The organism is Dietzia sp. B19, assembly GCF_014145155.1.
In the GTDB taxonomy this organism is placed as follows: Bacteria; Actinomycetota; Actinomycetes; order Mycobacteriales; family Mycobacteriaceae; genus Dietzia; species Dietzia natronolimnaea.
Window position 1 is genome coordinate 6,683 of sequence record NZ_JAALED010000570.1, and the last position, 12,834, is coordinate 19,516.

The 12,834-nt window shown below is 62.8% G+C and carries 9 protein-coding genes; 7 read left to right on the forward strand and 2 right to left on the reverse strand.

Annotated elements, in window-relative coordinates; all coding sequences use genetic code 11:
• The first annotated feature begins 463 nt into the window (after positions 1-463).
• The 7 genes from G6020_RS15595 to G6020_RS15625 all read left to right on the forward strand — a co-directional run bounded on the left by G6020_RS15595 (position 464) and on the right by G6020_RS15625 (position 9,084).
• Positions 464-673 carry a heavy-metal-associated domain-containing protein gene (locus tag G6020_RS15595; protein ID WP_007625927.1) on the forward strand — a complete coding sequence of 70 codons (210 nt, stop codon included), beginning with the start codon at positions 464-466 and terminating at the stop codon, positions 671-673.
• 86 nt (positions 674-759) lie between these two features.
• Positions 760-3,132, forward strand: coding sequence for a heavy metal translocating P-type ATPase (locus tag G6020_RS15600; RefSeq protein ID WP_182611234.1), 2,373 nt, complete (start codon positions 760-762; stop codon positions 3,130-3,132).
• Positions 3,129-3,485: a metal-sensitive transcriptional regulator gene (locus tag G6020_RS15605; protein ID WP_017838595.1), complete on the forward strand. Its 357-nt coding sequence runs from the start codon at positions 3,129-3,131 to the stop codon at positions 3,483-3,485. The genes G6020_RS15600 and G6020_RS15605 overlap by 4 nt, the downstream gene beginning before the upstream one ends.
• An 882-nt stretch (positions 3,486-4,367) precedes the next feature.
• The gene (locus G6020_RS15610; protein ID WP_206682243.1) at positions 4,368-6,542 is read left to right on the forward strand and encodes a heavy metal translocating P-type ATPase; all 2,175 of its coding nucleotides are present in this window, start codon (positions 4,368-4,370) and stop codon (positions 6,540-6,542) included.
• A 131-nt stretch (positions 6,543-6,673) separates the two neighbouring features.
• Complete coding sequence (locus G6020_RS15615) at positions 6,674-7,144, forward strand: CueP family metal-binding protein (RefSeq protein ID WP_241732183.1); 471 nt, start codon at positions 6,674-6,676, stop codon at positions 7,142-7,144.
• Positions 7,145-7,211: 67 nt separating this feature from the next.
• Positions 7,212-8,513: an APC family permease gene (locus tag G6020_RS15620; RefSeq protein WP_182611236.1), complete on the forward strand. Its 1,302-nt coding sequence runs from the start codon at positions 7,212-7,214 to the stop codon at positions 8,511-8,513.
• Between the two features lie 181 nt (positions 8,514-8,694).
• The gene (locus G6020_RS15625) at positions 8,695-9,084 is read left to right on the forward strand and encodes a four-helix bundle copper-binding protein (protein ID WP_228549190.1); all 390 of its coding nucleotides are present in this window, start codon (positions 8,695-8,697) and stop codon (positions 9,082-9,084) included.
• A 121-nt stretch (positions 9,085-9,205) separates the two neighbouring features.
• Here G6020_RS15625 and G6020_RS15630 read toward each other — a convergent pair whose 3' ends face one another.
• Together G6020_RS15630 and G6020_RS15635 are read right to left on the reverse strand one after the other, a co-directional pair.
• On the reverse strand, positions 9,206-10,147 hold the full coding sequence (locus G6020_RS15630) for a hypothetical protein (protein ID WP_182611237.1): 942 nt from the start codon (positions 10,145-10,147) through the stop codon (positions 9,206-9,208).
• A 1,943-nt stretch (positions 10,148-12,090) separates the two neighbouring features.
• Positions 12,091-12,834: recombinase family protein (locus G6020_RS15635; RefSeq protein ID WP_241732768.1), on the reverse strand; the 744-nt coding region annotated here is incomplete at its 5' end.

Sequence of the window (12,834 nt, forward strand, 5' to 3'; positions counted from 1 at the left end):
TCCTGCACGCCCACCCACGAAATGGATCCCGCCGTCACCCGACAGCAGCAATCCTCACGCTCCGTGAATCAGCGGGGCTAGCCTAAGAGGCCCTCGGCCAGGGTTCCGAACAATTGGTTGCGGATACAGACATGGCCGGGTGTTGGCCTGCGTTAATACGCGTCGCCCGTCTCTATGACGAACTGCTCAACTGCGGCGGCAAGGGCCTGGTTCGCGCTGCACCGCCAGCACGGTGAGCTCGTCTCCGCGCTTCCAAAGACCTTGCCGCCACGGCTCTTGCGCCCGCCTACTGGTCAATCCATACGGCGTCCGGGCGATCAGAGTGCAGGCGGAGTGAGCCGCGGACACAAGCGAACATCACCCTTGACCAATACCCCTACGGGGTATAGGTTCATTGGTGTTCGGATTGATCCGAGCCATCGGATGTCTCAACGAACTACACCCGTCAACGGAAGGAGCCGTCATGGCTACCAGCACCAAGGAGTACACCGTCCAGGGCATGACCTGCGGACACTGTGAGTCGTCGGTCAAGGAGGAAGTCGGCGAAATCGCGGGCGTCTCCATGGTGGAGGCCTCGAGCAAGACCGGAACGGTGTCGGTCTCCGGCGAGGGCTTCACCGACGAGCAGGTCGTCGCCGCCGTCAAGGAAGCCGGCTACACCGTCACCTCTTGACGCGAAGCGATCTCGCCAGCCCCAGCAGCTGGCGAGATCCCTGGCCCCGAGCACACCACCCGTTCACCGTGAAGGATTGATCCTCGATGACCCAGACTCAACCCTCCCAGATGCACCCCGCGGTGGATCTGATCGACATAGATCTGGGCGTCACGGGCATGACCTGCACTTCGTGCTCGGGGCGGGTCGAGCGCAAGCTCAACAAGCTCGACGGGGTGGACGCCACGGTCAACTTCGCCACCGAGTCCGCGTCCATCTCCTTCGACCCGAGCAAGGTCGACACGGACGCGCTCATCGAGACCGTGCGCGGTGCGGGATACGACGCGTTCACGATGAAGAATGACGACGACCAGGCTGTGGACGCAACTTCCGCAGGTGGCGGCGCCGGTCCCCGAGACCAGATCGAGGAGGCCAGGGAACGCGAGACCGCAGACCTCAAACACCGTCTGATTGTCTCGGCTGCACTCACGGTCCCGGTGGTCTTGCTGAGCATGATCCCGGCACTGCAGTTCACCAATTGGCAGTGGGCCGTGCTGACCATGGTCACCCCCATCTTCTTCTGGGGAGGCGCACCCTTCCACAAGGCCACCCTCGCCAACCTGCGGCACGGCTCGTTCACCATGGACACCCTGGTCTCCATGGGCACGGCGGCCGCCTACCTCTGGTCACTGTGGGCACTGTTCCTCGGCAACGCCGGCATGCCCGGCATGACCATGGAAGTGCATCTGCTGCCCACAAACTCCACGATGGACGAGATCTATCTGGAGACCGCCGCCGTGGTGATCTCCTTCCTGCTGCTGGGCCGCTGGTTTGAAACCAAGGCCAAGGGGCAGTCCTCCGCCGCACTCAAGGCGCTCCTCGACATGGGAGCCAAGGACGCCGCCGTCCTCCGCGACGGCGTCGAGGTCCGCATCCCCGTGGGTCAGTTGAAGGTCGGCGACATCGTCGTGGTGCGCCCGGGCGAAAAGATCGCCACCGACGGTCGCGTCACCGAGGGTTCGTCCGCGATCGACGAGTCCATGCTCACCGGCGAATCCGTCCCGGTTGAGGTCACGTCCGGCTCCACGGTGACCGGCGCAACCATGAACACCTCGGGAAGACTGCTGATCGAGGTCACCCGCACCGGCGAGAACACCACACTGTCCCAGATGGCCAAGCTGGTCACCGAGGCGCAGTCCAAGAAGGCCCCGGTCCAACGACTGGTCGACCGCATCTCGCAGGTCTTCGTGCCCATCGTGATCGTCATCGCGATCATCACCCTGCTCGTGCACTTGTTTGTGGTGGGAGCGGGACTGGCCACCGCGTTCACCGCCGCCGTGGCCGTGCTCATCATCGCCTGCCCGTGCGCACTGGGCCTGGCCACTCCCACCGCACTCCTGGTCGGTACCGGCCGCGGCGCCCAGATGGGACTGCTCATCAAGGGGCCCGAGGTCCTAGAGTCCACCCGGCGCGTCGACACCATCGTCATGGACAAGACCGGCACCGTCACCTCCGGAGTGATGTCCGTCAGCCAGGTCACCACTGCCGCCGGATTCGACCGGACGGATCTGCTGGTCAAGGCCGCTGCGGTGGAGGCCGCGTCCGAGCACCCGATCGCCCAGGCCATCGCCCGCGAGGGTGCAAAGAGTCTGGCGGGCGAGGGCCCCGTGGCCGACAGGGAGGCCGGATCCGCCATTCTGCCGGAGGTCACCGGGTTCACCAATACTGCAGGCCGTGGCGTCACGGGCACCGTCGACGGTGCCGTGGTGACCATTGGTCGCCCTGAGGGCTCCCTGCCGGCGGACCTGCGGACCGCGTTCGACGATGCCCAGAAGCAGGGCGGCACCCCTGTGGTCGCCCAGATCGACGGCACCGTCGCGGGCGTGATCACCGTCCGCGACACCGTCAAGCCCACCTCCGCCGAGGCGGTAGCCGGACTCAAAGCTCTCGGATTGACCCCGTGGCTACTCACCGGCGACAACGCCGGAGCCGCACGTGTCGTGGCCAGCGAGGTCGGCATTGATCCGGCCAACGTGATCGCCGAGGTCATGCCCCACGACAAGGTCGCCCAGATCGAGAAACTGCAGGCCAAGGGCAAGAACGTCGCCATGGTCGGCGACGGCGTCAACGACGCGGCAGCTCTCGCCCGGGCCGAGCTCGGACTGGCGATGGGCGCCGGCACGGACGTGGCGATCGAAGCCTCCGACATCACTCTGATGAACGACGACCTGCGATCCGCCGTGGACGCGATCAGGCTGTCACGCCGGACCCTGGGCACCATCAAGGGCAACCTATTCTGGGCGTTCGCCTACAACGTCGCACTGATCCCCGTCGCTGCGATCGGACTGCTCAATCCCATGCTCGCAGGCGTCGCAATGGCGTTCTCGAGTGTGTTCGTGGTGACCAACTCCCTACGCCTGCGCGGGTTCACCTCAAGCCACGCGACCCCCAACCACGACCAGACCAGGAGCCAGCAATGACGGATACCCCGGACCTCGCCATCGACCCTGCAGCCGAGCACGATGCCGAAGCCGCTGGCTGCGAGACCCACAGTCACCACGGCTACATGAAGGAAAAGGACCGCTACAAGGCCCGGCTCAAGCGGATCGAGGGCCAGGTGCGGGGCATCCACCGCATGATCGATGAGGAGCAGTACTGCATCGACATCCTCACCCAGGTCAGCGCCATCAATTCCGCACTGCGCAACGTCGCCCTCGGCCTGCTCGACGACCACATGCGCCACTGCGTCGCCGACGCAGTGAACGAGTCCGACGAGGCCGCAGAGATCAAATTCAAGGAAGTGGCCGACGCCATCGCCCGCTTCTCCCGCTAAGCGGGGGCGGGTAGGTGCATGGGAGGCCCCGGCAAGGTCGCGAGCAGGATGCTTCGCGGATGTAGCCGAGCCCCGAAATTCGGTGAACACGCCTCACCAACATACCCCGTTGGGGTATAGTTTGCGGGTGGGAAAGCCAATGAACTCGCACGGCAGAAACCAGGAGAGAACATGACATCTGATCGAATTCAGGATCCGGTCGACGCCGCCGGTTAGCTCGACGAACTCGCGGGCCCTATCCCGGGCTGGCAACCCGGTTGTTCCAATCGTCCCAGGCCATCACCGCAGGTCGTCACCGAAGAAGCCTTCGGGTTCGAGCAATGTGGCTACGGAGTCGGGCCAAAGGCAGCTCACCCTGGCCCACGCCCTTGGGCGCCCGAAAGACCAGCAGCGGCGGAGGGTGCTTCCATCGTTCCGAGCGCCCTAGAAGGGAGCCGCCATCATCGTGGCGCCAGCCCGAACCACTCCCCTGACGAACATCTTGAGCAAACCTTCACACAATCTCCACCACAATCCGCTGGCTCACCCACGATCCTGACTGTCGGCCGGACCCCAGAACGCCAGGACGTGCGTCATCACCGACGGGAACGGCGATCCTGGGATGGGCGGTGTCACGAACGTGGTCGGCCGAGCACAGATGTCAGCACGATTCGATACCCTGCGGCGGTATCGGCTCGTGGCCCGGAGCAACTGCTACTTGGCCCCACGGGAAGAGATGTCCATGACCCCTAGAACACATCATGCGCTAGGGCTCACCGCTGTCAGGGAATCATGTTCTTGCTGTTTCACTCCCTCGAAACTCCTGCATATCGAAGCTGCCGGACGCATGCCGCTCGAAGATCACGCCAACCAGGTGGCAATGGACAAGACGGAAGGGACCAAATGAATCAGTCGCACGATCATCATGACCACGCCCACAGTCACGGATCCGGCGGAGCCGCGGCCGGGCACCTCAACGAGCGAGACACGGCGGTAGCTGAGCACCATCACCCGGACGGGCCCCAGGAGACGACGGGCCACGCCCATGCGGGGCAGCATCACGCTGGCCATGAAGACCATGGCGGTCATGCCGGGCACGGAGACCATGTCGGGCAGTTCCGACGTTTGTTCTGGATCATGCTCGTCTTGGCGGTGCCGGTGGTCGGCTTCAACGAGATGTTCGCCGACCTCATCGGTTACCAGCTGCCCGACGCCGGATGGGTGTGGTGGGTCTCCCCCATCCTGGGCACAGTGATCTACCTCTGGGGCGGCCGGCCGTTCCTGACCGGCGCTCTCTCCGAGGTCCGCGCTCGTCAACCCGGCATGATGCTGCTCATCGGCTTGGCGATCACCGTGGCGTTCATCGCCTCCTGGGGCGCAAGCCTGAGCTTGTTGGATCATGAGCTGAACTTCTGGTGGGAACTGGCGCTGCTGGTAGTCATCATGCTGCTGGGCCACTGGATCGAGATGCGCTCCCTGGCGCAAACCACCTCTGCACTCGACTCCCTGGCGGCACTGCTACCCGATGAGGCCGAGAAGGTCGACGGCGACGACGTGGTCACCGTCGCACCGGCCGATCTGGCGGTCGGCGACGTCGTGATTGTCCGCCCCGGTGCTTCTGTGCCCGCCGACGGCAAGATTATCGACGGCTCGGCCAGCATGGACGAATCCATGGTCACCGGCGAGTCCAAGGCGGTCCGCCGTGAGATCGGCGAGCAAGTGGTCGCCGGCACGGTGGCCACCGACTCCGGCTTGCGCGTCGAAGTCTCCGCAATCGGTGACGACACTGCCCTGGCCGGAATTCAGAAGCTGGTGGCCGACGCGCAGGCATCCTCCTCGCGTGCCCAGCGCATCGCCGACACCGCGGCCGGCTGGTTGTTCTGGTTCGCCCTCGCATCGGCGGCGATCACCGCTGTCATCTGGAGTGTTCTGGGGATGCCGGATGCGGCGGTGGTGCGCACGATCACCGTGCTGGTGATCGCCTGCCCGCACGCCCTGGGATTGGCGATCCCGCTGGTGGTCTCGATCGCCACCGAACGCGCCGCCCGCGGCGGCGTACTGATCAAGGACCGCCTCGCGCTCGAATCGATGCGCACCGTCGACGCCGTCCTGTTCGACAAGACCGGCACCCTGACCAAGGGCGAACCCACCGTCACCGGAATCGAACCGATCGAGGGACACACCCAAGACGAGGTACTCGCCCTCGCCGCGGCGGCCGAGAGCGACAGCGAGCACCCGCTCGCCAGAGCCGTGGTCGGGGCCGCAAGGGCCCGCGAACTGACCGTGGCGAAGGCGACCGACTTCTCCTCCTCGCCAGCTGTGGGCGTGAAGGCCACGGTGGAGGGCACCGTGGTCGAGGTCGGCGGCCCCTATCTCCTCGACCAGCACGATCGCGACGAACTCCCCGTCGCCGATCAGTGGCGTACCGAGGGCGCGATCATCCTGCACGTCCTCGCCGAGGGCCGGGTGATCGGCGCGCTGCGGTTGGCCGATGAGATCCGGCCCGAGTCCCGTGACGCCGTCGACGCGCTCCATGCTGCCGGTGCGCAGGTCGTCATGATCACCGGCGATGCTCAGGCCGTCGCTGACACCGTCGCCGCCGAGCTCGGCATCGACCGGGTCTTCGCCGGGGTCCGGCCAGAAGACAAGGCCGCCAAGGTCGCCCAACTCCAGCACGAAGGCAAGAAGGTCGCCATGGTCGGCGACGGGGTCAACGACGCGCCCGCACTGGCCCAAGCCGATGTGGGCATCGCCATCGGCGCCGGGACCGACGTGGCGATCGGCTCCGCCGGCGTCATCCTGGCCTCATCGGATCCCCGCTCTGTGCTCTCGGTCATCGAACTCTCCCGGGCGAGCTACCGCAAGATGAAGCAGAACCTGTGGTGGGCCGCCGGCTACAACCTTGCCGCCGTGCCTCTCGCCGCCGGCGTGTTGGCTCCGATCGGATTCGTGCTGCCCATGAGCGTCGGCGCCATCCTCATGTCGCTGTCAACAGTCGTTGTTGCCCTCAACGCCCAGCTGCTGCGGCGCCTCGACCTGAGCCCAGAATCCGTCACAAGAGCGATGGAGCGAGGATAACCACCATGACAACCACCGACACCTCTCGGCGACGAGTCGCATCCGCGTTCCTTGCTGCCGCCGCGTTGACTCTCGCCGGCTGCTCGACCGGACCGTCAGGCAACGCGTCGACAGAACCACCCGTCACCTCGTTGGAGTCCTACGATCTCGCCGGCCTCGAGGCACCCCAGATCATCAACACGCTCGACACCATGCCGGTGGCCGACAGGCCGAACGATCTGATCGCCTCGGTGCAGCCGACTGAGCTCGTCTTGACCAGTGGCGATGAGAGCCTCGAGACGATTCCTATTCCAGAGGACCAGTTCTATCTGTCAGTGGCTCCGTATTACACGAGCACCCACCCCTGCCGATTCCACAGCCTGACCACTTGCCTCGGCGAGATCGCCAACGAACAGGTGCACGTCACAGTCACCGATAACGCCTCCGGTGACACCCTCATCGACGAACCGCGCATCACCTACGACAACGGCTTTCTCGGGCTCTGGCTACCGCGAGGCATCACGGCCACGCTCACCATCGACCACGACGGCAGAACGGCCACCGCTCCGATCTCCACGGGCGACGATGACCTCACCTGCCTGACCACTATGCAACTCGCCTGACATCCCCACTCGCGCCGATATCGCCACCGACGCGGCCACCCACCGGCAGGAAGGTAGTGCGGTCAGCATGGACCACAGCACACAGTCCCAAGACAAGCTCACTCTCACCGGATCCGTCGCTTTGGGAACCGGGGTAATGATCGGAGCCGGCATCTTCGCCCTCGTGGGCCAGGTCGCGGAATTGGCCGGCGGCTGGGTGCCGTGGGCGTTCCTCGCCGGCGCGGTGGTAGTGGCGTTCAGTTCCTACTCCTACATCCGGTACTCGGCCATCAACCCGTCCTCGGGCGGGATCGCGATGCTGCTCAAAGCCGCCTACGGGCCCGGGGTGGCGGCCGGCACGTTCTCCCTGTTCATGTACGTGTCGATGATCCTCGCCGAGTCCCTGCTGGGGCGGACCTTCGGCACCTACGTGCTGCGGCCGTTCGGCATGCAGGACTCCTCCCTGTGGGTGCCGGTGCTGGCAGTGCTCGCCATCGCCGCCGCCGCGCTGGTCAACCTGGTGGGCAACCAGTGGGTCGAGCGGTCAGCCACCGCTACCGCGGCGCTCAAGATCGTGGGCATCGCTGTGCTGGCGATCGCCGGCATCCTGGCCGCGGGCGTGTCCTCGCTGGACCGACTGTTCACCGTCGCCGAACGCACCCCACCGGAGCACGGCTGGATGGGCTTTCTGGCCGGGGTGACCCTGTGCATCCTGGCCTACAAGGGCTTCACCACGATCACCAACCAGGGCGCGGACCTACGGGACCCGGAGCGCAACATCGGCCGCTCCATCATGATCTCCATCGCCCTGTGCACCGTCCTCTACCTGTTGATCACCGTCGCAGTAACCGCCAGCCTGACCGTTCCGCAGATCATCGGGGCCCGCGACTACGCCCTCGCCGAGGCTGCCAAGCCGATGTTCGGATCCTGGGGCGTCACGCTGACCGTGATCATCGCGGTGGTGGCGACGCTGTCAGGACTCATCGCGAGCTTGTTCTCTGTCTCCAAGCTCTACGACATGCTCCGCGACATGGGCCAGGTGCCGGGACTACCCGGGGCCGGCGGACACCAGTCGCTCTACATCACAGCCGGCCTGGCGATCCTCATGGCAGCCTTCTTCGACCTGTCACAGATCGCCTCCCTGGGGGCGATCTTGTACCTGGCAATGGACATCGCCATCCACTACGGGATCGTCCGACGCCTCAAGGACGACGTCAATGCCAAGGCGTGGATCCCGTGGGTCGCGATCGTCCTCGACGTCGCAGTGCTCGTACCCTTCCTCCTGCTCAAGGCGCAGTCCGACCCACTCACGCTGGGCATCACCGCGATCGTGGCCCTAGTCATCATCACAGCGCAGTGGATCACCGTGCGTCACCGCTCCGCACAATGATCCGCCCTTCTGCGAAAAGCCGATACAACGGGTATTGGACGCTTGTTATTACAAAGATTCTGCGAAGGTCGAACCGAGGGACTGTAGCCAGTTCTGCGCATCAGTAGCGTCGGCGTTAGCTGGGCGCCTCCAGCGACGACTCGGAGAAGAAGGGAGCACATCGATGTCTCACATCACTTCAATGATCGAAACCCACCCCAACGACGCTTCCGGCATAGACGTGCAGAAGCTTGCCGACTGCATCGCCGCGTGTCTCGAATGCGCACAGACTTGCACCTCGTGCGCTGACGCCTGCCTGGCCGAAGAGATGGTCGCAGACCTACGGAACTGCATTCGCCTCAACCTTGACTGCGCCGATCTCTGCGCAACCACTGGCAAAATCCTCAGCCGTCGCACCGGGCAGAACCTCGCCACGGTCAAGACCACGCTCGAGGCATGCCGGACAGCATGCGCAGAATGTGCCACCGAGTGTAAGAAGCACGAGGACATGCACGAGCATTGTCGAGTCTGCGCCGAAGCCTGCCGCAAATGCGAACAGGCCTGCACCGAACTCCTGTCCGCGATCAGCTAACGATCAATGCCCGGCCTGGTCGGTCGTACGACAATCGACCAGGCTGGGCCACCCGCCGATATCCATGCCTTATGTAAAGCGTAGCGATTACCGACATGACGTCCGCGGCACAGCAGAAAAACTATCGAGCGGCTTTTTTGTCAGCTCGAAATCCAGTCTTCGAGAGAGACCCAGTGAACAGGTCCTCATTCAAAAAATAAAGCACCTGTGGAATGTCGTCCACCTCGAAACGCAACTTTCCACCGACACCCATCAACCTGTCTGGATCTAGTTCATTTTCTTCCATTGCCAGACGCAGGTCACTGCTCGACACGCTCGATAGATGATCCCGTCTAACTATCGCTTCCAGACGTGCCTTAAGGCGCGAATCTCTCTTTACTCGAGTTTCGAGTAAGTCTTGACTGACGGACTCCATCGGAACCGACGCCGCAAGGATAGTAATCCATTCAGGAATCTTTTTTGCCAAAGTTTCCTGGTCGCGAAAAAAGGCAGAAAAGACAGTTTGACTAAAGATCCCCAACTTGCCGCGGAAAGAAACCAAATCGATCCATTCATCGAACGCAAATATTGGGTCCTCCACGCGCTGCAGAGTGTCTGACAGCGTGGAGTATATACGTCCCCTCTTAAGTCCCCGGCGAGGATTTGATCTGCGGATAAACACAGCCCTGTCGCCAGCCTCTCCAACTACAATTGCATAAAAGGAAAGGTCTCCTGCAGGGAGATGCTTGGGATTAATCTCCTCTAATCGCTCCGCCCATCCAAGAACTGACAGGAACTTTTCGCCAGAATGTTCGGCGGCGAGATTGGGGGCATCTCCCACCTGGTCGACGTCTAGCACTAAATAGGTCTCTGGAGATAGGTCAGCATCGGGCGTCCAGTCGGCAGGCTCTCTTTGTGCCAGTTGACTCGAGGCGTTCTGGACCACATCCCGGAAGGCAGCTGCTACCTCTTGACTTAAGAGTACCTGCCGCAATTTTAGACTTTTCCCAGATGTCCATCCGACCACCAGTGTCATCGCTGAGCTTACATCGATGTTCTGAACATCAATACCCACGTCACTCATTCATGCGCTCCGTTTCATTTACATCGACTTTGTATATGTGGCCAGATAGCGGGACCGCCGCGATACTCGCCCCGACCCGGGGGCGCGTTCGGGAAACAATCAAGGACTCATGCCCTCCTCCGTCCCGAATCGAGTATATGTGGTACCCCAGAGCGAGCAGTGCCGGATTGACGAGAGAGAGATCGGTGCGGTACAGCAAGATTGCAATCAAGACGATTAGCACCGAATACGCTGCAGCGTTTCCCCAATCATTGATATCTACAAATAAAAATGGCACAATGAAAGTTAGTAAATAAGTCGGTACTTGTTGAGTTTCGTCCCTCGATTCGCTTATTACGAACAACCTTGGGACTACCGAGCTCCGCGCTTTTAGTATAAAAAACACCGTAAGTATAGCGACTGTCGCTAACGCGAATAGTGCTATACCGATAAACCGATGACTTGCAACCAAGCGAAAGCCTACAACGAGTAGCGCCGGCGCTAGTGCAGAAATGAACAACCAGATCCGTGTCATCCCAATCCTGCTTGCTCACAAAGCATTTTTGTCTCCTGCCTCCGTGCGCGCCTAGCGGCGTGGGAGGGAGACAATCCCAGAACAGTGTGCTGCACCACACCGCCCTCACAAAGATGCGCACGTGCAAAGAGGCCAAGAAATCGATTTGGGTAGACAGCCGGCATGCGGAGGCCATCCGCTCGGAGTCTCGTGTTCATTGGGCGATAGTCGCATGCTGATCCGACACTGGGCAGGAAATCGAGTTGCGAAGCTGAGCACTGCCGCCCCGAACCGCTCTGAACCGCCCCAGGGGTGTCCCGCCACCTCCTTTGCGAGTCGAGGGGAGGGCACCCCTCTCATTTGCTTGGATCTGAGGGGCCCCGACAGGGCAGCGGCCTCGGACCCGCCCGCCAGTAACGGGACTTCCCATAATTTGCGTCAGACGCTGTCGCGTTTGACGATCGTCTAACGCGACTCTTCGTGAGCGAACCGTTGACTTCCGGCTCGCGCAGCACGAACCCTAAACCCGGCTCTTGTCGGTGTGGCACGTACAAGTAGCGCAGCAAATGTGGAGACATCACGGCCTTGTGTGGCACTCCTAATCCAGCGACGTGCTCCTCCGGGGGCTTCTCTGGATCCGAGATCGGGGCGAGCTGGTCGACCCCGACAATCGGCGCCGTATTCTTCGATCGCCCAAACACGAGGTCGCGGACAATCGCTGATGGCTCTTCCCCCGCTTTGAGGCGGTCCCGCGCTTCGGCGACCTGCTCGCCGGTCAGGCCGCGTCTGCGTCCCGTGCACCTGGCCTTGGAGGGGACACATCTGATCGCTCCAATGTGACTGCAGTGAAGACAAGGAAGACGCAGAAGGCCAAGAGAAGTCCGGTCACGATTGACCAAAGGATACTTCCTGCGGTGAACGCCCAAATAAAGAGAGCAAGGAACAATCCGGCTAGAAAAAGCGTGAACAATATATCTTCGGACTTGGAGGACTTCCTTGGTGGCCGGCCCGGGGTCCGAGTACTGCTGCTAACGGGGCTCGACGTCGCAGGCTTCGCCGGTGATGGCGACTTCGGCTTGTACGGCTTGGCTGCCCCCATGCGGTTGTACGTACCGCACGATTGGCAGTAAAGCTTTTGCGTTGCGACGAGAGGAGCAGCCAAGCCCGCTACGCCCACCGTCGCTACGCCAGCGGTGGCGCCGAGGATCTTCGCTCTCCTGGTGCGCTTTCGCGTAAAGCTCTTCCCGCCACAGTTTGAACACCGAAGATCGCCACTCCCATCCACCTGAATGTCTTCCACCGCGACCCCTTCGACGAATGAGTCTGAAGCCAGATATGCCTCAGGATGCACATAAGTATGACCTAACAACAATCTGCTGGCTCAGCATTGCCGTCCTCACTACTGGGTCGTGCAACTAAGCCGAGAGCAGCAGCTGAGTCCATCCCGGCTTCAGCGAACCCCTTTCTGCACTTCTCTCTGCAGCGCGCGATAGAGCGTCGATCGCCCGACCCCCAGATCACGTGCGATCGCCGATGGCCCCTCCCCCGCCTCGATGCGGGCGCGGGCCTTGTTGATCTGCTCGTCGGTCAGGACGCGTTTGCGTCCCTTGTACTTGCCCTTTGCTTTGGCGATGGCGATGCCCTCGGCCTGGCGTTCACGGATGATGGCTCGCTCGAACTCGGCGAACGCACCGAGCAGTGAGAGCATGAGGTCGGCTCGCGGGTCCTGGGCGCCGGCGGCGTAGGTGGCCCGCTCGTGGACGAACTCCACGCTCGCGCCCTTCGCGGTGATCTCGCCGACGATCTGCTTGAGGTCGACCAGGGAACGAGCGAGTCGGTCCATCGACGCAACAACCAGCTCGTCGCCGTCGCGCAGGTACCTGATGCACTCTTCTAGCTTCACCCGATCGGCACGAGAGCGAGCGGACTGCTTCTCGATATAGACCCGGTCGCACTCCCCCACCGCCTCGAGCTGACGCGCCTCGTTCTGATCCGCGGCCGACACCCGCACGTACGCCACTCGCTGTCCACGCGGACGCGAGGCCCGGCGAGCTGGCTTCGGCTTCGACTCCGGTTTCCCTTCGATGATGTTTTCCGAGTCCGTCGACTCCACCCGAAAGTTCCAGCCCAGCTCGTCCCGGCGACGAAAGCGGGTCCGCACGCTCCCGCGGCTGACGATGAGCACCTCCTCGCC